Below are 21,786 nucleotides of genomic sequence, written 5' to 3'. Positions count from 1 at the left end.
GAACACTATATTATGGAAGGAAAGCGCTATATCTTAAAAATATAATAGTGACAAACTTGTGAACATTTTCTTCTATTATAAAGAGAGATCTGTTAGAAATTGCATATCTCTAACCAGTATTTAGAAGGGGAACGTTTTCATTTTTGGGAGGAAATGCCTAATACTCAAATTTTTTGATTTTTTACGATTTCTCGTTGACACTGTTAATACCCTATTGTATGCTAACAACGGGGATAGATGGTAGGGCTTTCAGTGACAAAAATGCATCTATTCCGTGACGAAAATGTAAACTTTTTATTTTGTATAGAATTTATGCAGAAAAATGAGTTATTATTAACACATCGTGAATGAGGGTTACATATTGGAGGGATGAATCCTTGCAAAAAAACGATCGCAGCCATATAAAAGCGTATGCTTTAATGTCAGGAATACTTGCTCAGTTAGTTGGTTCTATTCTTATTGGAATCTTTGGTGGGCAATGGATTGATAATAAGGTTGGAACGTTTCCGTTGTTTCTTATTATAGGGTTATTACTCGGGTTAGGAACAGGGGTATACGCAATGATTCGACTCATTCAACATTACTATTCGGGAGAGCAATGATGATAGACGTACATGGACTTGTCCAAAGACAAAAGAAATATATGTACTACTTGCTTGCGCTTCTAGTGCTAGGATGGGGAATTACCTCTTACAAGGATGTATTTCTTGGGCTGATTATCGGAACGATTTTCAGTTTTCTTAGTTTGCGCATCATTGCACGTAGAACAGACAAGCTATTAGATCGCGTAACAAATGGAGAAAACGTGAAGTTTAAGGCGACAGCGGTAAGTACATATTCAAGATTCGCCACGATTGGGTTATTAATTTTATTTGCAGCCAAATATCAAGAGTTAATTGCGATGTGGGGCTTAGGTGTAGGATTGCTGACAGGATACCTTGTCATGATCATAGATTTTCTTTATTTAGAGTATACGAGCAGGGAAGAGAGGTGAATTACTAGTGGAACACGGTAAATTAGTTGAATTTCTAGGTTTAACGTTCGATTTGTCATCAGTTATGATGGTTACTGTAGCAGCAGTTATTGTTTTCTTAATCGCTGTTATCGGAACTCGCAGCTTAGCGCTTCGCCCAACCGGAATGCAAAATTTCATGGAATGGGTGTTTGACTTCGTGAAAGGGATTATCAATAGTACGATGGACTGGAAAACAGGTGGACGTTTCTTAACGCTTGGCGTTACGCTTATCATGTTTATCATCGTATCGAACTTCCTTGGTTTACCATTCATGTATTCAACAGTTGAGGCTGGCGAACATATTGCATGGTGGAGATCACCAACGTCTGATCCAGCAGTTGCATTAACATTAGCCGTGATGGTAGTTACCCTCACCCATTATTATGGAATTAAGATGAAGGGTACGAAAGAATATGCTAAAGGTTATTTCCAACCTATGAAATTCTTATTCCCATTAAAGGTTATTGAGGAGTTTGCTAACACATTAACGTTAGGTCTTCGTTTGTTTGGTAACATTTATGCAGGTGAAATCTTATTAGGATTACTTGCTAAGTTAGGCGGAGCATCATTCCTTGGAGCATTAGGTGCACTTGTACCGATGTTAGCATGGATGGGATTCAGTGTATTCGTTGGATCAATCCAGTCATTTATTTTCGTAATGTTAACGATGGTTTATATGGCTCATAAAGTAAGCCATGACCATTAATATAATTTAAGTAAGAAAAAATTTATTTTTTTATAATACAAAGGAGGACAAATTAAATGAGTTTAGGTGTAATCGCAGCTGCAATTGCAATTGGTTTATCAGCATTAGGTGCAGGTATTGGTAACGGTCTTATCGTATCACGTACAATCGAAGGTGTTGCTCGTCAACCAGAATTAAAAGGCGCACTTCAAACAATTATGTTCATCGGGGTTGCATTAGTTGAGGCACTTCCAATTATCGGTGTAGTTATTGCTTTCATCGTAATGAACAAATAAGGGAGACTCCCCTTACATAGATGGCGAAGAGTGTTTTTCCGAACTTTCTTCGCCATTGCTTTATGAACGAAATGTATGTCTTTTTTTTTCATAGGATCAATTTAGATATTTTGAAGGGAGTGAATCCTTGTGCCAACTTTATTATTAGGTGCTTCCATTCCATTTGGAACGATTGCTTATACATTGTTCATTTTCTTACTTCTATTAGTAATGCTACGCAAATTTGCGTGGGGTCCTTTAATGGGAATTATGAAAGAACGTGAAGAGCATGTTACTAATGAAATCGACGCTGCAGAAAGAAGTAACACTGAAGCGAAGAAGTTAGTAGAAGAACAACGTGAAATGTTAAAACAATCGCGTGTTGAAGCACAAGAGTTAATCGAAAGAGCGAAAAAACAAGCTGTGGATCAAAAAGATGTTATTGTTGCTGCTGCGAAAGAAGAAGCAGAATCAATTAAAACATCTGCTGTACAAGAAATTCAACGCGAAAAAGAGCAAGCGATTGCTGCTTTACAAGAACAAGTCGCTTCTTTATCTGTTCAAATTGCTTCTAAAGTAATTGAAAAAGAGTTAAAAGAAGAAGATCAAGTGAAGTTAATTCGCGATTATATTAAAGAAGTAGGAGAAGCGCGATGAGCAATGGGATTGTAGCAAAACGTTATGCTGTCGCTCTTTTCAAAATTGCAAAAGAAAAACACGTATTAGAAATGTTTGAAGAGGAATTACGCCTTGTACAAAACGTTTATGTAAAGAACGGAGAACTACATAGCTTTTTAACGCAACCGAACATTTCAAAAGAGCAGAAGAAAACGTTTCTTGCAAACGTATTCGCATCTGTTTCTGAATCTATTTTAAATACGTTATATATTTTAATTGATAACAAGCGTATTGATATTCTACCTGAAATTGCAGATGAATATGTTGTTCTTGCTAATGAAGAACGTAACGTAGCGGATGCAACTGTATATTCTATTCGTCTTCTATCAGAAGAAGAAAAACTTAACGTTGCAGAAGCATTTGCAAAAAAAACAGGAAAAGATGCAATTCGCGTGAAAAATGTTGTAGATGAAGATTTACTAGGCGGCATTAAAGTACGTATTGGAAATCGCATTTACGACGGAAGCTTACAAGGAAAATTAGCACGTATTCAGCGTGAATTAATGAAGAATAGATAGGGGTGAAGCACATGAGCATCAGAGCTGAAGAAATTAGCGCACTGATAAAGCAACAAATCGAGAACTATCAGTCTGAAATCGAAGTTAGTGATGTTGGTACAGTTATCCAAGTTGGTGACGGTATTGCGCGTGCTCATGGTCTTGATAACGTTATGGCTGGTGAACTTGTAGAGTTCTCTAACGGCGTTATGGGACTAGCACAAAACTTAGAGGAAAACAACGTAGGTATCATTATTTTAGGACCTTACACAGAAATCCGTGAAGGTGACGAAGTTCGTCGTACTGGTCGCATCATGCAAGTACCAGTAGGAAAAGAACTAATCGGTCGTGTTGTAAACCCATTAGGTCAACCAGTTGATGGTTTAGGCCCAATCAATACAACAAACACTCGTCCAATCGAAAGTCCAGCACCAGGTGTAATGGATCGTAAATCTGTTCATGAGCCACTTCAAACAGGTATTAAAGCGATCGATGCTCTTGTACCAATTGGCCGTGGTCAACGTGAGTTAATCATCGGTGACCGTCAAACAGGTAAAACAGCAGTTGCACTTGATACAATCATTAACCAAAAAGATGAAGATATGGTTTGTATCTATGTAGCTATCGGACAAAAAGAATCAACTGTACGTAACGTAGTAGAAACACTACGTAAGCACGGTGCATTAGATTACACAATCGTTGTAACTGCATCAGCTTCTCAACCAGCTCCATTATTATACCTAGCTGCTTATGCTGGTGTAACAATGGGTGAAGAGTTTATGTACAATGGTAAACACGTATTAGTAGTATATGATGACTTATCTAAACAAGCAGCGGCTTACCGTGAGCTTTCATTACTATTACGTCGTCCTCCAGGTCGTGAAGCATATCCAGGGGATGTATTCTACTTACATTCTCGTTTATTAGAGCGTGCAGCAAAATTAAGTGATGCAAGAGGCGGCGGTTCTTTAACTGCACTACCTTTCATCGAAACACAAGCAGGGGACGTATCAGCTTACATCCCAACCAACGTAATCTCTATTACGGATGGACAAATCTTCTTACAATCTGACCTATTCTTCTCTGGCGTACGTCCAGCGATCGATGCGGGTACTTCTGTATCTCGTGTAGGTGGATCTGCTCAGATTAAAGCAATGAGTAAAGTATCAGGTACACTTCGTCTTGACCTTGCATCTTACCGAGAGTTAGAAGCGTTCGCTCAGTTCGGTTCTGACCTTGATAAAGCAACACAAGCGAAATTAAACCGTGGTGCTCGTACAGTTGAGGTATTAAAACAAGGATTACACAAACCGTTACGTGTAGAGAAACAAGTTATCATTCTTTATGCTTTAACACGTGGATTCCTAGATGATATCCCAGTAGTAGATATCACTCGTTTCGAAGAAGAATTCCATGCTTGGTTAGATTCAAATGCAGCTGACTTATTAAGCGAAATTCGCACAACTAAGAAACTTGCGGATGACGACAAATTTGCAGCAGCAATTAACGGATTTAAAAAAGTATTCGTAGCTTCTGAATAATAAATAAAAGCGGAAGCGGCTCGTCCTGAATGTGAGGGGGAAGAAGTGAAGCCACCGAGCATTCAAGCCGCTGGAGCTAGATAAATAAAAGTGAAGTCGACTGTGGCTTAGCTAGATCATATAAAGGCATCTCAGCTTTTGAGATTGCTGACGGTTATGTAAAGGAAAAGAGTAGGTGCACCTATTCTTTTCCTTCAATCATGAGCAAGAATATCTTGCAACGTAGATTAGGAAGAGGATTCTTACTAATCGTGCCAACTTCCGGAAAAAAGGTGGTGAAAACCTGTGGCATCTTTACGCGATATAAAAGCGAAGATTAACTCGACAAAGAAAACGAGTCAAATTACGAAAGCGATGGAGATGGTATCTGCATCTAAGTTAAACCGTGCAGAGCAAAATGCTAAATCTTTCGTTCCGTATATGGAAAAGATTCAAGAAGTAGTAGCGAGCATTGCGCAAGGAAGTAAAGGGATTAATCATCCAATGCTAAATGCGCGTCCTGTAAAGCGTACAGGATACATCGTTATTACATCTGATCGCGGACTAGCAGGTGGTTATAACAGTAACGTATTACGTACAGTAAGTAACGTAATTCGTGAACGTCATAATATGGATTCAAACCAATATTCAATTATTGTGCTTGGACGACTAGGACGTGATTATTTAAAACGTCGCGGCTTTAACATCATTGATGAAGTAGTTGGATTATCTGACCACCCATCATTTATTGATATTAAAGATATTGCTTCTCGAGCAATTGCGATGTTCGCAGATGGTGCTTATGATGAGCTGTACATTTACTACAATCATTATGTAAGTAAAATTTCACAAGAAGTAACGGAGAATAAAATTTTACCGCTTACGGATGTGGCGTCTGACAAACCGACGACAGCTTATGAATTCGAACCTTCTGAAGAAGAAATTTTAAAAGTATTATTGCCACAATACGCAGAAAGCTTAGTGTACGGTGCATTACTAGACGGTAAAGCAAGTGAGCACGCGGCGCGTATGACAGCAATGAAGAGTGCTACAGACAACGCAATGGAAGTTATCGATTCACTTACACTTTCATTCAACCGTGCACGTCAAGCAGCGATTACGCAAGAAATTACGGAAATCGTTGGTGGAGTAGCAGCGTTAGAATAGTAATAAAAAGCGTAGGCGGTTCGTTCAGAATGAGAGGGGAATGGAGCTTTTGACATAGAGGCGATTTGTGCCTCGCAGGAAAAAGCGAAGCCACCGAACATTCTAACCGCTGGAGCTAGATTCAATAAAAAGCGTAGGCGGCTCGTCCAAAACAGGAGAGTCGCGTAAGCTATAAACTAATAAAAATTAAAAGCCGACTTCTCTTAGAAAGCTGGCTAATTAAAAGAAAGCTAGGAGGGAACCCGATGAATAAAGGGCGCGTTACGCAAATCATGGGTCCGGTTGTAGACGTTAAGTTTGATGGCGGAAAGCTACCAGAAATCTACAACGCCCTTACGGTAAAACAAAGCAACGAAAACGGAGCAAGCATTAACTTAACATTTGAAGTTGCACTTCATTTAGGTGATGACACAGTTCGTACAGTTGCGATGTCTTCCACAGATGGACTTGTTCGTGGCACAGAAGTAGAAGATACTGGTAAAGCAATCTCTGTACCAGTTGGTGATGCAACACTTGGTCGTGTATTTAACGTATTAGGTGATGCAATTGACTTAGATGGTGAAGTTCCTGCCGATGTACGTCGTGATCCAATTCACCGTCAAGCGCCTGCATTCGAAGAGTTATCTACTAAAGTAGAAATTCTTGAAACTGGTATTAAAGTAGTAGATTTACTTGCCCCTTACATTAAGGGTGGTAAGATCGGTCTATTCGGTGGTGCCGGTGTAGGTAAAACAGTATTAATTCAGGAATTAATTAACAACATCGCACAAGAACACGGTGGTATCTCTGTATTCGCTGGTGTAGGTGAGCGTACTCGTGAGGGTAATGACTTATACCACGAAATGAGCGATTCTGGCGTAATTAAGAAAACTGCGATGGTATTCGGACAAATGAACGAGCCACCTGGAGCACGTCAACGTGTTGCATTAACAGGCTTAACAATGGCTGAACATTTCCGTGATGAGCAAGGACAAGACGTACTATTGTTCATCGATAACATCTTCCGTTTCACGCAAGCAGGTTCTGAAGTATCTGCCCTTCTTGGTCGTATGCCATCTGCGGTAGGTTACCAACCAACACTTGCAACAGAAATGGGTCAATTACAAGAGCGTATTACATCTACAAATAAAGGATCTATCACGTCTATCCAAGCGGTATATGTACCAGCCGATGACTATACGGATCCAGCACCAGCTACAACGTTCGCTCACTTAGATGCAACAACAAACTTAGAGCGTCGTTTAACACAAATGGGTATTTACCCAGCCGTAGATCCATTAGCATCTACATCTCGTGCACTTTCTCCAGAAATCGTAGGAGAAGAGCATTATGGAGTAGCTCGTCAAGTACAGCAAACTTTACAACGTTATAAAGAGCTTCAAGATATCATCGCTATCTTAGGTATGGATGAGTTATCTGAAGAAGATAAGTTAGTTGTACATCGTGCTCGTCGTATTCAATTCTTCTTATCTCAAAACTTCCACGTAGCTGAGCAGTTTACAGGTCAAAAAGGTTCTTACGTACCTGTAAAAAATACAGTTAGTGGTTTCAAAGAAATTCTAGAAGGAAAATATGATGACCTTCCAGAAGATGCATTCCGTCTTGTTGGTAGCATTGAAGATGTTATTGAAAACGCGAAGAAAATGATGGCGTAAGGCCTTAGGAGGGACGAATTATGAAGACATTTCCAGTCAGTATTGTAACTCCTGATGGACCGGTTTACGAAAAAGAAGTAGAAATGGTAAGTGTAAAAGCAGAGAGTGGGGAAATGGGGATCTTACCAGGTCACATTCCAACTGTTGCACCGTTAAAAATTAGTGCAGTTCGTCTGAAACATGATGGGCACACTGATTATGTAGCAGTAAGCGGTGGCTTTATCGAAGTTCGTCCAGATAAAGTAACTGTATTATCATCATCTGCTGAAGAAGCAAACCATATCGACATCCATCGTGCAAATGAATCGAAACGTCGCGCTGAGCAACGTATGCAAGAGAAACAAGCACATGTTGACTTTAGACGTGCAGAAATGGCATTACAGCGTGCTGTGAACCGTTTAAACGTTTCTGATATGAAGTAAAAAAACCGTAAAGGCTTTGCCTTTACGGTTTTTTTGTTATGGATATAAATTAAAAGAGGAAAAAACGCCTTTTTTTAGGTAGGAGAGAGCATCTAGCCATGTATAGAAGCGGTCAGGGCTTTTTTCTGCCCCATGCCAGGTGAAAATCAAGAAATAAAAAGAACTGCAGGTTAGTTATTTGTTATGCATAGCTGTGTTTTATTTAAATGTCGAAACTGGAACTGAATTTAATGGATGGAATAAATTTGAAAAATCGGTATAATTATATTGATGTTTGTATAAGTAGAGAATGTACAACAATTTATATTTCATAAAGGAGATGAATCAATGATCGGTGAAATGAAACGAGAAGCGTTGCACTCTTTAAAGGGAAAATGGGGACTAGGTGTTGGATCAACGATTTTATATTTTATTTTAAGTTATGTTGTTTCAATGGCCGCAATGCTCATACTTTTAATTCCAGGACTTATTATATTTTTCTTATTTGCTGGTTTAACAGGCTCACTTGAAGAGGAAACAATATCAATCGGAGCAGGTGTTACATTTGGGATCTTTTATTGCATAATGATCATTTTGAGTAATGCATCTTATGGTATTACATCGTACGGTTATACGAATGTGTTGCTACAAATTAGTAAACGAGAAGATGCTAGAGTAGATTATTTATTTGAAGGATTTCGCGGCTTTAAAAGAATGATGAAAACAATGTGGGCAATGCTTGCGATTTTGTTATATACAGGTACATGGATTCCGATGTTGTTACTAGGTTTATTCGCGTTTTTGGGTGAAGAAGGGAATACGTCGTTTGCAATTGCTTTCTTCGTATTATTAGCTATTTCAATTGTCGGCATGATTGTAATGTATTTTTCTTATGCGATGACGTATTATGTGATGATTGAAAATCCAGATTATAGCGTTTCACAGGCGATGAAAGAAAGTAAGAATCTTATGAAGGGACATAAACTAGATTTATTTCTTCTATGGCTTAGCTTCATAGGGTGGGCTATTTTAGCGATTCTTACTCTTGGAATAGGGTTTCTTTGGCTTAGTCCATATGTAGGTACAACGACAGCACATTTTTATCGCTATATTGCAAAAGGTGAATTGCAGTAGGAACATGCTATACTAATGGAATTGTTACGTATAGGAGGCTAATTATGATTAGTGATTTAAAAGGAGAAGCGCTAGATTCACTAGAAGGAAAATGGGGCTTAGCTGTTGGGGCAACATTACTTATTTCGATTCTTACTTCAGTTTTTAGTTTTAGTATTCAGTTCATTCTCTCTCAGGTTTGGGAGTGGAAAGAAGTGAATAGCTCACTTTCAATAGAGGTTATTACAATATTGCTGTTGGGGCCTTTAACGCTAGGGGGGTATTGTTTAGCGCTACATATAATTCGTGAAAAAGAAGCGCGTATTGGGCATATATTCAGATGGTTTACAGCAGGAAGTAAGTTTATAAAATCATTTTTATTATATATAGTAGTAAACATTTATATTTTCTTATGGTGCTTACTATTTATTATTCCAGGCATTATTAAATCATTTTCTTATGCGATGACGTATTTTATTATAAATGATCATCCTGAGTATTCAATAAATCAAGCTATTACAGAAAGTCGTCGTATGATGGCTGGACATAAGATGGAGTATTTCATTTTATGTTTAAGTTTTATTGGTTGGTTTATATTAAGTTGTATTACATTAGGGATTGGATTTTTATGGTTGATTCCATATTTTTATACAACGGCAGCAGCTTTTTACGAAGAGATTGCAGAGGAATATTACGAAAAAAAAATTCCAACACTTTAAAAAAACACCCAGTGTGAACTATTGGTTCATACTGGGTGTTTTTTGTAAAAATTTTATAAACTGTTTACTTGTTAGAGGTTTACTGAAATAGTAACCTTGCATGTATTTACAGTTGTTTTTTTGCAGAAACTTAAGCTGCTTTTCTGTTTCAATTCCTTCAGCAACGACAGAGAGATTTAAAGTATTTGCAAGAGAAAGGATAGTGGAAACGATGGCTCTCTCTTCAGGTCGATGATCGGCTAGTTGTGTAAATTCTTTTGGTACCTTTAATGTATCGATAGGGAAAATTGATAAATAAGCAAGAGAAGAGTAGCCGGTACCGAAGTCATCAAGGGACGTTTGAATACCATATTCTTTTAATTGCTTTAGTCTCGATAATGTTTCCTTTTCATCAATCATCGCAATTCGTTCTGTTAGTTCAAGTGTTACATCTTTCGGGTCAATCTTTACGTCCTTTAGTATTCGTGAAATATTTTCGATGAATTGATTTTGTGTAAATTCTTTCGCTGATAAATTGACACTCATTTTTAAGTTTGTGTATCCAAAACTTTGCCATATTTTTAGTTGACGACAAGATTCTTGTAGCACCCAATGTCCAAGTGGGATGACCTGCGGAGTCTCTTCCACAATTGGAATGAACTCACATGGTGAAATGTCACCTAATAGTGGATGTTTCCAACGTATTAATGCTTCAGCACCGATAATTTTATTTGTTGTCGTATCAATTTGTGGTTGATAGACGAGATAAAATTCGTTGTTTACTAAAGCGAGTGGCAAATCTTTTTCGATTCGAGCCTTACGTTCCATTTTCTTGTATAGTTCTTTCGTGTAAAGAGAGCTACGATTTTTCCCTTTATTTTTTGCCTCATACATGGCCATATCGGCATGTTGTAAAATAGACAGCGGGTCTTCTCCTGCTTCAGGGTATATGGCAATCCCGATACTCGGTGAGATTCGTAAATGTTGATTTTCGATTTCGAATGGTTCGTTCATGGCTACTACAATCATATCAGCTATCCTTTTTACATCTGTCCTTTTTTGATAATTTTCGATAAGGATTGTGAACTCATCCCCAGCTAGTCGAGCAAGTTTCATATTCTGTGTTGATATTCGTTCGAGCCTTTTTGCTACTGCAATTAATAAGAGATCTCCTACCCGGTGACCGAGTGTATCATTAATAACTTTAAAGCGATCTAGGTCTAGAAACATAACAGCAAAAGGTCTTTTCGATATTTTTGCTCGTGCAAGTGCTTCTTCTAACTGCTGATGAAATGAACGGCGATTTGCAAGTTCCGTTAAAGTATCGTGATATGCTAGGAAATTAATTTGTTCTTGTTGATGCTTGCTTTCTGTAATATCTTTAATCATTAAATAGGCCCCAGAAATATGTTCCTTTAAAAAGATGGGAACAGCTGTAACATGCAAGTAGTAAATATCTCTATTTTTATGATATGCCCGTATTTCTAAAGAAATAGATTTCCCTTTTTTAACGTGACGAAAGGCATTAATGATTTCTTCCAAATCTTCTTTATACATAAGTGAATAGTATGGTTGGTTTAATAATTCATTCGTTTGATAACCGAGTAAAGTAGTTCCAGCGTTGTTCACATTGAGGAAATTACCGTACAAATCTAATGTGAAAATTGGATCTGGATGATGCTCGTATAAAGATTTAAACATTTGTTGGTTATGATATAACTCATTTTTTTGTTCTACTAAATCTTCTGTACGTAGTTCGATTTGTTTCTCGAGTTCTAAGCTGAATTGCATTTGTGCTAGCAATAATATTTTATTTTGTCTTCGAACTAACGTATGGCGTATGAGAACGAATGCGAAAGTTACTATAAGTCCAATTACTACGATAGGTGCAAAAACATTTTCGACCAATAGAAAAACAATAAGCATCACTACAGAAATATACGGTAATGATAATCGGATGGATTCACCCACTTGAGGTGTTAGTAATACTTGTTCTTGTTTTTCAGGCTCTTTTGTGTGAAGTATACAAGCGATTGCTACTAATACTAGGGTTACTTGATATAATGGAGCAACTGTGAACATAGAGTGCTCGGGCTGGAAGTATTTGATATAAGCATAAATAGCATCCGTAGTAGCATACAAAATTAAAGAGCTGCCAAGAAGAGCGCCAACTTGTTTTGGTAGTAAGAATAATGGCCTGAATAAGAGGTTGATTCCTATTAAAAGAAAGAGTAAATCAGCCATGGGATACGTGAGTTGAACAAACATGTCGATATATGATGTTGTAAAAATATGAATGGTTCTTTCAATAAGCAAATAGTAGCTTAAAGTAAATTGAGCTGTAACAATAATACAAATATCACATATCGTAAAAAGCTGCTCCAATAAGTCTCGGCCATAAATAATTTCATATAGAAAGGCAAATGTAAAGCTAATTAAAAATAATAAGTAAAAAAAGTCTGATGGGTCAACGAATGTATAGTAGTCATGCAAAATTAAGCGTTGATAAGCAACTACTATATCGCCGATGAAATAAGAGAAAGATCCGATAGTTAATATCATCCAAAATAAACGAGCTAACCCTTGTTTCATATTGGAAAAGTAAAATATATAACTACAAATTGTAATATCAATTAATATGGTACTTATTCCAGTTAATATTTGAAATGGAAGTGCGTATTCATATAAAAAGGGCATTGATACGTAATGAATAGTTATATACAACAATGCAATGCTTATTAGAATACTTACATGTGTTTGTTTTTTCATTTATATCACCCACTGTATATACATAAGAACCACCTTTTTGTAGTTTATGTTTTTTAGGATTGCTTGAAAAACATATAGAACTTCTATATTTATTTTACACATTTATTATGAGTTGTAAAAATAGATTTGCTCAGTAAGTATTAATTGTTGTTTCTGTTCCCAATATATCGACATAGGAATTTGAAGTTTGCTATAATGGACTAAATAGTTGCATTATTTAGAAAAATTTAAAAATAATAAATAATGCAAGTAAGACATATTGTTTACTATGTGAACTTGTTCTTAATTCAGGGGGGAGGGTTTCACAATGGCAAGTGTATATGAAAATAGTTATATGATCGTTTTGATTTTCTTGCTATTAGGTATATTGCTGCCGGTAGTGGCTCTTACATTAGGAAAAATGCTGCGTCCAAATAAACCGAGTGCAGCGAAAGCGACGACGTATGAGAGTGGAATTGAGCCTTTTCATGATGCAAATATTCGGTTTCATGCTCGTTATTATATTTTCGCTTTATTGTTCGTCATCTTTGATGTAGAAACTTTATTTTTATACCCATGGGCTGTTGCATATGACAAGCTGGGTTTATTTGCACTGATTGAAATGCTCATTTTTGTTGTGATGTTGCTAGTTGGATTAGCGTATGCTTGGAAAAAGAAGGTGTTACAATGGTTATAAATTTTGAGGAATTACACCCGCGGGATCGAGCGGAATTAGAAAGAAATATCTTTTTTTCTACATTGGAACAGTTGAAGGGATGGGCGCGGAGCAACTCTTTATGGCCGATGACATTTGGACTGGCATGCTGTGCGATTGAAATGATGGGAGTAGGCTCATCACATTACGATTTAGATCGATTTGGGTCATTTTTTCGGACTTCACCAAGACAATCGGATGTCATGATTGTGTCAGGAACGGTAACGAAGAAAATGGCGCCTATTGTTCGGCGCTTATATGATCAAATGCCTGAACCAAAGTGGGTAATTGCGATGGGGTCTTGTGCAACAGCCGGTGGTCCGTATGTGAATTCGTATGCTGTTGTGAAAGGTGTAGATCAAATTGTACCAGTTGATGTGTATATTCCTGGATGCCCTCCAAATCCTGCTGCTTTAATTTATGGAATTAATAAATTAAAAGAAAAAATTCGTTACGAGGCGAGGACCGGGAAGCAGGTGACGAATAAATGAGTGATCCAAATAAAGACTTAGAAAGTATGAAAAGAGAAGCAGCCCGTCATGCGAAAGAGGAAGCGCGAAAACGTCTTGCTGCGAAACATGAGGCGGAAATGTCTAAACTTGAAGGAGAACATCGAGAAGAAGAGAAAGCGCTACCAAAAGATAAGGGGATTAATGTAGAAGAAGCGAAGGCGAAAGCCGCAGCAGCCGCCAAAGCGAAAGCAGCGGCATTAGCGAAGCAAAAACGAGAAGGAAACGAAGAAGTAACGGACGAAGAAAAAGTCAAAGCGAAGGCAAAAGCCGCAGCAGCTGCAAAAGCAAAAGTAGCGGCACTAGCGAAGCAGAAGCGAGAAGGAAACGAAGGAGTAACGGACGAAGAAAAAGTCAAAGCGAAGGCGAAAGCCGCAGCAGCCGCAAAAGCAAAAGTAGCGGCATTAGCGAAGCAGAAGCGAGAAGGAAACGAAGAAGTAACGGACGAAGAAAAAGTCAAAGCGAAGGCGAAAGCCGCAGCAGCCGCAAAAGCAAAAGTAGCGGCACTAGCGAAGCAGAAGCGAGAAGGAAACGAAGGAGTAACGGACGAAGAAAAAGTCAAAGCGAAGGCGAAAGCCGCAGCAGCCGCAAAAGCAAAAGTAGCGGCATTAGCGAAGCAGAAGCGAGAAGGAAACGAAGAAGTAACGGACGAAGAAAAAGTCAAAGCGAAGGCAAAGGCTGTAGCAGCTGCAAAAGCAAAAGCGGCAGCGTTGGCGAAAGTGAAAGCCTCACAAGGTGATGGGGATTCTGGAGATGAGAAAGCAAAGGCAATTGCAGCCGCGAAAGCGAAAGCCGCAGCAGCGGCAAGGGCAAGGGGAGCTGTAAATAAGATAGAAGATGAACCGCAGCAGGAAGAACCATCAGTTAACCAACCATATTTAAATCGCTATGTGGAGATTGTTAAGGAGAAGATAGGGGAATATGCATTAGTAGATTCCTATATTAATAAGCTTTCAAAAGATGTTCCAACGCTTGTGGTGGAGCCTTCAAAATATTATGAAGTGATGGAATTGCTACGATCCCATGAGGGACTTGCTTTTGATTATATGTCAGAGCTACATGCGACGGATTTTGTGACACATATGGAAGTGTATGTTCATTTATTTTCATATGGAAAGAAACAGTCAGTAGCAGTGAAGGTAAAGCTGGATAGGGAAGCGCCGCAAGTAGAATCGGTGACGCCGCTTTGGAAAGGGGCAGATTGGCCGGAGCGTGAAGCGTATGATTTGCTCGGTATTGTATTTGAAGGTCATCCTAATTTATCTCGCATTTTAATGCCAGATGATTGGGTAGGGTATCCGCTTAGGAAAGATTATGAACCGTATGATGTGGAGGTGTAGCTTGTGATCCGTACGGAAGAGATGCTCTTAAATGTAGGACCGCAGCACCCGAGTACACATGGTGTGTTTCGGCTTGTAATTAAGATTGACGGGGAAATTATTAAAGAGGCTACACCGGTTATCGGATATTTGCATCGCGGAACAGAAAAGATCGCTGAGAGCTTACAATATACGCAAATTATCCCGTATACAGATCGAATGGACTATCTATCAGCGATGACGAATAATTACGTCCTTTGCCATGCTGTAGAGACGATGATGGATCTTGAGATTCCGGAGCGTGCTGAATATTTACGGGTGCTTGCGATGGAGCTTGGGAGAGTTGCGAGTCATCTCGTCTGGTGGGGAACGAACTTGCTTGATATAGGAGCGGTTAGCCCGTTTCTATACGCCTTTCGTGAACGAGAGATGATTATAAATTTATTAACTGAATTGTGCGGTGCAAGGCTTACTTTCAACTATATGAGAGTCGGCGGCGTGAAGTGGGATGCGCCAGACGGCTGGATTGAAAAGGTGAAAGAGTTTGTTCCGTATATGAGAGAGCAATTGGCAGGTTACCACGACCTCGTTAGTGGAAATGAAATTTTCTTAAATCGTGTGAAGGGCGTTGGCGTATATAACGCCGAAGAGGCAATTTCATATTCTTTAAGCGGAGCAAATTTACGGTGCACGGGGGTAAACTGGGATCTTCGTAAAGATGAGCCGTATTCTATTTACGATCGTTTTGACTTTGATGTTCCTGTTGGGAGTACGGGAGATGCTTGGGATCGTTACGTTTGCCGGATGGAGGAAATTGAGGAGTCATTGAAAATTATTGAGCAAGCAGCCGAGCAGTTCCCGAAAGACGGCGCTGTGCTGGCGAAAGTCCCGAAAATTATTAAAGCACCTAAGGGAGAAGCGTTCGTCCGTATAGAGTCACCGCGGGGAGAGATTGGTTGTTATATTGCTAGTGATGGAAAGAAAGAGCCGTACCGTTTGAAATTTCGTAGACCGTCTTTTTATAATTTGCAAATCTTACCGAAATTATTGAAAGGTGAAAATATCGCCAATTTAATTACTATTTTAGGTGGGGTTGATATTGTACTTGGGGAGGTTGACGGCTAATGATTGAGACGCTCTTACAATCACCTTCAAGCTGGACGAATTTCTTCATTTTTTTCGGGTTAGCGGTGCTTCTATTATTTGCAGTCCTTGGCTTCGTTACATACGGTATTTTGGCAGAACGGAAAGTGATGGGATTTATGCAAGGACGGATTGGGCCAAACCAAGTTGGGGGCCGGTTCGGTTTACTCCAAACGGTAGCTGATGTTTTGAAACTATTATTAAAAGAAGATAGCATTCCTAAAGCTGCTGATAAACCGTTGTTTATATTAGCACCTGTTATTGCATTTGCACCAGCATTTATGGTGCTTGCGGTTATCCCGTTTACCGATAAATTTCAGTTCGCGGATATTGGCGTAGGGTTACTGTATTACATTGCTGTTTCTGGGATTACGACGATCGGCGTCGTAACTGGGGGATGGGCATCAAATAATAAATATTCCCTTTTAGGAGGGATGCGAGCGGCGGCACAAATGATTTCTTATGAGATTCCACTTGTGATGAGTGTAATTGGTGTCGTTTTGTTAGCTGGTAGTCTTAACTTGAATGAAATTGTAGCGGCGCAGGAGAAGGTATGGTACATTTTCGCACAGCCAATCGGTTTCGTCATTTTCTTAATCGCGGCAGTTGCAGAGTTAAATAGGACGCCGTTTGATTTACCAGAAGCGGAGTCAGAACTTGTTTCAGGATACCATACGGAATACTCAGGGTTTCGCTGGGCGTTTTTCATGCTTTCAGAGTATGTATATTTTTTCGGAATGGCATCTTTAATTACAGTACTCTTTTTAGGCGGATGGAATCCAGTTATGTTCCTTGGATTTATTCCAGGAGCCGTATGGTTTGCTTTGAAATTTAGCAGTGTGGTCTTTCTATTGATTTGGTTCCGCGTTACGTTCCCGCGTATAAGAGGTGACCAGTTAATGGAGTTTGGATGGAAAGTATTATTACCAATCGCACTTGCAAATATTTTCTTAACGGCATTGATTAAGGAGCTATTCTTCTAATCTATGAAGGGGGTGCCAGCAAGAGATGAAAGGACTATTTAAAGGGTTAAAATATACGCTTAGTAATTTGAGTAAGAAAAAGGTGACGTATGATTATCCAAATCAACCGTTGCCATTACCAGACCGCTTTCGAGGTATTCAAAAGTTTTATCCAGAGAAATGTATTGTTTGTAATCAGTGTTCCAACATTTGTCCGACAGATTGCATTCAATTAACAGGAAAAAAACATCCTGATCCTACAAAAAAAGGAAAAATTATCGACACGTATGATATTAATTTTGAAATTTGTATTCTTTGCGATTTATGTACAGAAGTTTGCCCGACAGAGGCGATTGTAATGACAAATAACTTTGAACTCGCAGAGTATTCACGTGATGATTTATTTAAAAATTTGCAGTGGCTTGACGAGAACGACGAGAACGTCAGGAAGGAGAATAAAGCATGAATGGCGAGTTTGTAGCTTTCTTTATATTATCCTTGTCTGCGATTATCGGCGGCGTTCTTATGCTGAATTTAACGAAAGTAATGCATATGATGCTGGCCCTTGTGCTTACGTTCCTTAGCATTGCGGGTTTGTACTTTCTCTTATCAGCCGAATTTATCGGAGTTGCACAAATTTTACTTTACTCTGGTGCGATCACTATTATTATGATTTTTGGCATTATGTTAACGAAACATAACGCGGAAAATGAATCGCGCCTTACTCTTCGAAAATGGATTATCTTCTTTGCGGTTGTAGCATTTGGAGCAGTTATGTATTTCGCTGTTAATAGTATCGATTTTTCAAATCAAAGCACACAAGGAAGTTTACCTCTCCATGAAAACAACACACTTCAAATCGGTACACTTCTCTATTCAAAATATATTATTCCATTTGAGTTAACCTCAGTTCTTTTACTTGTAGCACTTGTAGGAGCGATTATCCTTGCGAAGAAGGATGAGGGAGAGGAGGATTCCCCATGAGTAGCGTTCCAGCTTCTGCGTATTTAACACTTGCGATTATTTTGTTTTGCATCGGCTTATTTGGAGCTTTAACAAAGCGAAATACAGTAATTGTATTAGTTTGTATCGAATTGATGCTAAATGCGGCCAATTTAAATTTAGTAGCGTTTAGTAAATTAGGCTTGTTTCCGAATTTAACAGGACAAATTTTTTCGCTGTTTACGATGTCTGTAGCGGCAGCGGAGGCAGCGGTAGGTCTTGCAATTTTGATTGCTTTGTACCGTAATCGCCCGACAGTTCATGTAGATGAGATGGATACGCTCAAAGGATAGCATTGTGACCGAAAAGGGGGAAGGAAACAATGATCGATTATGCATGGCTCATACCGCTTTTCCCGCTTGTTTCGTTTTTGTTACTTATTGTGTTCGGGAAGAAAATTAGAGAGGGAAGTAGTGTACTAGGTATTTTCTTTACCTTTCTCTCCTTTATATCCGCGGTAGTGGTACTAATAGAACGGTTTTCATCCGAGGCAGTGAAGCATAAGTGGGTATGGCTTAGGGTAGGAGATATAGATATATCATTTGGTTTTGAAGTTACCGCATTAGGAGCTTTAATGTTGTTTATCGTTACGCTTGTGAGTTTTCTTGTACATGTGTACTCAAAAGGTTATATGAAAGGTGACGCCAGATTATCAACCTTTTATGCATATTTAGGGCTCTTTACATTTGCGATGCTTGGGCTAGTTATATCGACGAATTTATTACAGCTTTATATATTTTGGGAGTTAGTCGGCCTTGGTTCGTTTTTACTTATCGGTTTTTATTTCTTTAAAGAAGAAGCGAAGGCTGCTGCGAAAAAGGCTTTTATTATGACACGCATTGGGGATGTTGGGCTATTTGTTGGGATGATTTTAATTTTTTGGCACGCAGGTAGTTTTGAATATGACGCGATTTTTAAAGCGATTCATACGGGCGACCTCTCTCCTTCTATGATTACAATAACGGCGATATTAATTTTTATCGGTGCGATGGGGAAATCGGGTCAGTTCCCGCTTCATACATGGTTGCCAGATGCAATGGAAGGACCGACGCCTGTTTCGGCACTTATTCACGCGGCAACGATGGTTGCAGCCGGCGTATATTTAGTAGCGACGATGTTTCCGCTATTTTCAGCAAGTGCGGTAGCGATGCAAACTGTGGCAATCGTTGGGGCTTTCACCGCAATCTTTGCGGCCTCTATTGGTCTAGTGCAAACAGATATTAAGAGGGTTCTTGCTTATTCTACAGTTAGTCAGCTCGGGTATATGATGCTTGCGCTAGGCTCTGCTGGTTATGTAGCTGGTATCTTTCACTTAACGACACACGCCTTTTTTAAAGCATTATTGTTTCTGGCAGCAGGAAGTGTAATTCATGCAGCCCATACGCAAAACATTAATAAAATGGGCGGTTTACAGAAAAAGATGAAAGTAACCGGTGCACTATTTTTAATAGGCACACTTGCAATTAGTGGTGTTCCTCTTCTTTCCGGATTTTTTAGTAAAGATGAAATTTTAGCGGCGGCTTGGATGAATGGCAATTACTTTCTATTCGTTTTAGCAGTAATTGCGGCATTTCTAACAGCATTTTATATGTTCCGTCTATACTTTCTTGTCTTTACAGGGGAAACGAAGACGAAGGAAGAGGTGCATGAATCGCCTCGCACCATGACGTATCCGATGATTGTCCTTGGTGTTCTTGCGGTAGTGGCAGGCTATATAAATACACCGTGGTTCGGGACGTTTCTTGGGGATTGGCTGACGAAGGATATAGGATTCAAGGTGAAGGAAGTGCATGGACCTGTTTGGATTATGGTTGTTGCGACGCTCGTTTCATTTGCGGGAATTGCCCTCGCATATTTCATATATGGTAAGAAATCAATCTCTAGAGATTGGGCCGGCGGAGAAGGGACGCCTCTTTATAACCTTTTGAAAGAAAAATATTATGTGGATGAACTATACAATGTGACGGTGCTTCCTATTACGAAAGGAATCGCTCATGTGCTTCGCTTATTTGAAGTATACGTTGTAGAAGGAATCGCAGTTTTAATTGCTGGATTCGTTAAAGGTATGAGTGGCCTAGGATCACGGCTTCAAAACGGGAATGTACAAGTGTATGGAACTGTAACAGCAGTTTCGCTCGCAGTGCTCCTAATTATTTTGTTATATACGGGAGGGGATTTACGATGAATGGATTGCTATTAACGTTCTTCATTTTTTCCCCACTTTTAGGAATTCTCTTGCTTTTATTAACGCCGAAACGAGAATCGCGTACAGTGCAGGCGCTTGGTTTATTCGGAACGGCGCTTCCATTTGGAATTGCTATCGTCCTTGCTTGTACATACGCTTCAGGAAAGAGTTTATCGATATTTGATGAAAAAGTGAAATGGATTAAATTTGGGGATTTCACAGCAGTGGACAAAAGGTGGTTTTCAATTTATTACGAGCTTGGTATTGATGGTTTATCGCTTGTAATGATGGTGCTCACAGCCCTTCTAGCGATGCTTGCAGCTATTGCGGCATTTTCTATTAAAAGAAATTTGAAAGCATTCTACATGCTGTTACTCATGTTAGAAATAGGGATGCTCGGTGTCTTCGCTGCTCAAAATTTAATGCTGTTCTTCATCTTCTTTGAAATTACGTTGCCGCCAATGTTTTTATTAATTGGCAAGTGGGGGAAATTGTCGAGTGAAAAGGCTGCATATAGTTATTTAATATATAACGGTATTGGATCAGCTATTTTACTTATCGTTTTCTCGGTTTTATTTGCGAAAACAGGTACGACAAATATTGCGGAGCTTAAAGAAATATTAACGAGTGTAGGTGCTGGGGGAGGAATGGCTGTCTCAAGTAGCTTACAGTTCGGCTTGTTTCTTGCCATAATGATTGCTTTTGCGATTAAACTCCCTGTTTTCCCTTTGCATCGCTGGATGGTCAATGTACATATAGAAGCGCATCCTGCTGTAGTTATGCTTCATGCGGGGGTTTTGCTGAAGATTGGCGCGTACGGTATTGTTCGCTTCGGGAAAGGATTATTCCCAGAATATTTTCGTGATTTTGCAACGCTAATCGCGATTTTAGGGGTAATTAATTTATTGTATGGGGCCTTTCTAGCACTCATCCAAACGGACTTTAGAAAGGTACTTGCTTACTCTAGTATTTCGCATATGGGCATTGTATTAATGGGTCTTGCGGCGTTAAATGCACCAGGTACACAAGGGGCGCTGTTCCAAGTTGTGTCTCACGGCTTAATTGCGGCCTTGCTCTTCTTCTTGCTTGGCATTATTGAAGAGCGTTTCGGGACTTCGGATATTACAGCACTTGGTGGACTTGCAAAAAGTGTTCCAGTACTTAGCGGTTTCTTCCTAGCGGGCGGTATGGCATCGCTTGGAATGCCAGGGATGTCTGGATTTATTAGCGAATTCCTTGCCTTTCTCGGTTTATTCCAAGGAAAACCGGTTATCGCTGCCGCAGGTGTACTTGGAATTATTTTGACCGCTGTATACGTATTAAGAGCGACACTTCAAGTGACATTTGGTAAGAAAGAATGGGAAGTGAAATCTGATATACACGGATGGGAGTATGTTCCTGTTATAGTGCTTATCGTTTGTATTATTGCAATTGGGGTAATGCCAGAACTACTAGGGGATCCACTTCAAACTACATTGAAAACATTGGGGGTGAAGTAG

The 21,786-nt window shown here is 39.2% G+C and carries 24 protein-coding genes; 23 read left to right on the top strand and 1 reads right to left on the bottom strand.

The genetic code is table 11. From position 1 onward, the window contains the following. Positions 1–237: 237 nt before the first annotated feature. The 13 genes from AB3X48_RS04680 (at position 238) to AB3X48_RS04620 (ending at position 9,725) form a co-directional block, all read left to right on the top strand. Complete coding sequence (locus tag AB3X48_RS04680) at positions 238–351, top strand: DUF4024 domain-containing protein (RefSeq protein ID WP_000232963.1); 114 nt, start codon at positions 238–240, stop codon at positions 349–351. 26 nt (positions 352–377) lie between these two features. Further along, a complete protein-coding gene (locus tag AB3X48_RS04675) occupies positions 378–602 on the top strand; it encodes an AtpZ/AtpI family protein (RefSeq protein WP_002089742.1) in 225 nt (74 codons plus the stop codon). Beyond that, a complete protein-coding gene (locus AB3X48_RS04670; protein ID WP_002016288.1) occupies positions 602–994 on the top strand; it encodes an ATP synthase subunit I in 393 nt (130 codons plus the stop codon). The genes AB3X48_RS04675 and AB3X48_RS04670 overlap by 1 nt, the downstream gene beginning before the upstream one ends. Before the next feature lie 7 nt (positions 995–1,001). Then, the gene (gene atpB / locus AB3X48_RS04665; protein WP_002089740.1) at positions 1,002–1,721 is read left to right on the top strand and encodes a F0F1 ATP synthase subunit A; all 720 of its coding nucleotides are present in this window, start codon (positions 1,002–1,004) and stop codon (positions 1,719–1,721) included. Positions 1,722–1,777: 56 nt separating this feature from the next. Continuing rightward, on the top strand, positions 1,778–1,996 hold the full coding sequence (gene atpE / locus AB3X48_RS04660; protein WP_000052064.1) for a F0F1 ATP synthase subunit C: 219 nt from the start codon (positions 1,778–1,780) through the stop codon (positions 1,994–1,996). 129 nt (positions 1,997–2,125) lie between these two features. Further along, positions 2,126–2,632 (top strand): F0F1 ATP synthase subunit B, encoded by a 507-nt coding sequence (gene atpF / locus AB3X48_RS04655; protein ID WP_002113045.1) that lies wholly within the window; start codon positions 2,126–2,128, stop codon positions 2,630–2,632. Continuing rightward, positions 2,629–3,171 (top strand): F0F1 ATP synthase subunit delta, encoded by a 543-nt coding sequence (atpH, locus tag AB3X48_RS04650; protein ID WP_002198770.1) that lies wholly within the window; start codon positions 2,629–2,631, stop codon positions 3,169–3,171. Before atpF ends, atpH begins: the two co-directional genes overlap by 4 nt. Positions 3,172–3,182: 11 nt before the next feature. Then, entirely contained in the window at positions 3,183–4,691 is a 1,509-nt protein-coding gene (atpA, locus tag AB3X48_RS04645) for a F0F1 ATP synthase subunit alpha (RefSeq protein WP_002113043.1), read from the top strand. 285 nt (positions 4,692–4,976) lie between these two features. Beyond that, positions 4,977–5,837: a F0F1 ATP synthase subunit gamma gene (gene atpG, locus AB3X48_RS04640; protein ID WP_002159783.1), complete on the top strand. Its 861-nt coding sequence runs from the start codon at positions 4,977–4,979 to the stop codon at positions 5,835–5,837. A gap of 245 nt (positions 5,838–6,082) precedes the next feature. Next, positions 6,083–7,492 carry a F0F1 ATP synthase subunit beta gene (gene atpD, locus AB3X48_RS04635; protein ID WP_002089736.1) on the top strand — a complete coding sequence of 470 codons (1,410 nt, stop codon included), beginning with the start codon at positions 6,083–6,085 and terminating at the stop codon, positions 7,490–7,492. Between the two features lie 20 nt (positions 7,493–7,512). Next, entirely contained in the window at positions 7,513–7,914 is a 402-nt protein-coding gene (gene atpC, locus AB3X48_RS04630) for a F0F1 ATP synthase subunit epsilon (RefSeq protein ID WP_002113040.1), read from the top strand. A 327-nt stretch (positions 7,915–8,241) separates the two neighbouring features. After that, positions 8,242–9,027, top strand: a complete 786-nt coding sequence (locus AB3X48_RS04625) for a DUF975 family protein (RefSeq protein ID WP_002159784.1) — start codon at positions 8,242–8,244, stop codon at positions 9,025–9,027. A gap of 44 nt (positions 9,028–9,071) precedes the next feature. Then, positions 9,072–9,725, top strand: a complete 654-nt coding sequence (locus AB3X48_RS04620) for a DUF975 family protein (RefSeq protein ID WP_078174948.1) — start codon at positions 9,072–9,074, stop codon at positions 9,723–9,725. Positions 9,726–9,743: 18 nt separating this feature from the next. On the opposite strand, the gene AB3X48_RS04615 is transcribed toward AB3X48_RS04620, so the two are convergent. Further along, positions 9,744–12,473: a putative bifunctional diguanylate cyclase/phosphodiesterase gene (locus AB3X48_RS04615; protein WP_088099722.1), complete on the bottom strand. Its 2,730-nt coding sequence runs from the start codon at positions 12,471–12,473 to the stop codon at positions 9,744–9,746. Between the two features lie 307 nt (positions 12,474–12,780). On the opposite strand from AB3X48_RS04615, the gene nuoA reads away from it, so the two are divergent. The 10 genes from nuoA to AB3X48_RS04565 are packed head-to-tail and all read left to right on the top strand — an operon-like array spanning position 12,781 to position 21,786. Beyond that, on the top strand, positions 12,781–13,149 hold the full coding sequence (gene nuoA / locus AB3X48_RS04610; protein WP_000179270.1) for an NADH-quinone oxidoreductase subunit NuoA: 369 nt from the start codon (positions 12,781–12,783) through the stop codon (positions 13,147–13,149). Continuing rightward, positions 13,140–13,658 (top strand): NADH-quinone oxidoreductase subunit NuoB, encoded by a 519-nt coding sequence (gene nuoB / locus AB3X48_RS04605; RefSeq protein WP_002113032.1) that lies wholly within the window; start codon positions 13,140–13,142, stop codon positions 13,656–13,658. The genes nuoA and nuoB overlap by 10 nt, the downstream gene beginning before the upstream one ends. Then, positions 13,655–15,016: an NADH-quinone oxidoreductase subunit C gene (locus tag AB3X48_RS04600; protein ID WP_367958911.1), complete on the top strand. Its 1,362-nt coding sequence runs from the start codon at positions 13,655–13,657 to the stop codon at positions 15,014–15,016. The genes nuoB and AB3X48_RS04600 overlap by 4 nt, the downstream gene beginning before the upstream one ends. A gap of 3 nt (positions 15,017–15,019) precedes the next feature. Continuing rightward, a complete protein-coding gene (gene nuoD / locus AB3X48_RS04595; RefSeq protein WP_088099720.1) occupies positions 15,020–16,120 on the top strand; it encodes an NADH-quinone oxidoreductase subunit NuoD in 1,101 nt (366 codons plus the stop codon). Continuing rightward, positions 16,120–17,121 (top strand): NADH-quinone oxidoreductase subunit NuoH, encoded by a 1,002-nt coding sequence (nuoH, locus tag AB3X48_RS04590; RefSeq protein ID WP_002144750.1) that lies wholly within the window; start codon positions 16,120–16,122, stop codon positions 17,119–17,121. Before nuoD ends, nuoH begins: the two co-directional genes overlap by 1 nt. A 25-nt stretch (positions 17,122–17,146) precedes the next feature. After that, entirely contained in the window at positions 17,147–17,566 is a 420-nt protein-coding gene (gene nuoI / locus AB3X48_RS04585; RefSeq protein ID WP_000677191.1) for an NADH-quinone oxidoreductase subunit NuoI, read from the top strand. Next, the gene (locus tag AB3X48_RS04580; RefSeq protein ID WP_002159789.1) at positions 17,563–18,084 is read left to right on the top strand and encodes an NADH-quinone oxidoreductase subunit J; all 522 of its coding nucleotides are present in this window, start codon (positions 17,563–17,565) and stop codon (positions 18,082–18,084) included. The genes nuoI and AB3X48_RS04580 overlap by 4 nt, the downstream gene beginning before the upstream one ends. Beyond that, entirely contained in the window at positions 18,081–18,395 is a 315-nt protein-coding gene (gene nuoK / locus AB3X48_RS04575) for an NADH-quinone oxidoreductase subunit NuoK (RefSeq protein ID WP_000100081.1), read from the top strand. The genes AB3X48_RS04580 and nuoK overlap by 4 nt, the downstream gene beginning before the upstream one ends. Positions 18,396–18,424: 29 nt before the next feature. Further along, on the top strand, positions 18,425–20,287 hold the full coding sequence (gene nuoL / locus AB3X48_RS04570) for an NADH-quinone oxidoreductase subunit L (RefSeq protein ID WP_088099719.1): 1,863 nt from the start codon (positions 18,425–18,427) through the stop codon (positions 20,285–20,287). Next, positions 20,284–21,786, top strand: a complete 1,503-nt coding sequence (locus AB3X48_RS04565; RefSeq protein ID WP_078174838.1) for an NADH-quinone oxidoreductase subunit M — start codon at positions 20,284–20,286, stop codon at positions 21,784–21,786. The genes nuoL and AB3X48_RS04565 overlap by 4 nt, the downstream gene beginning before the upstream one ends.

This window comes from Bacillus sp. S4 (assembly GCF_040838205.1).
Taxonomy (GTDB): Bacteria; Bacillota; Bacilli; order Bacillales; family Bacillaceae_G; genus Bacillus_A; species Bacillus_A cereus_U.
This window is presented reverse-complemented; position numbering and strand designations above follow the sequence as displayed.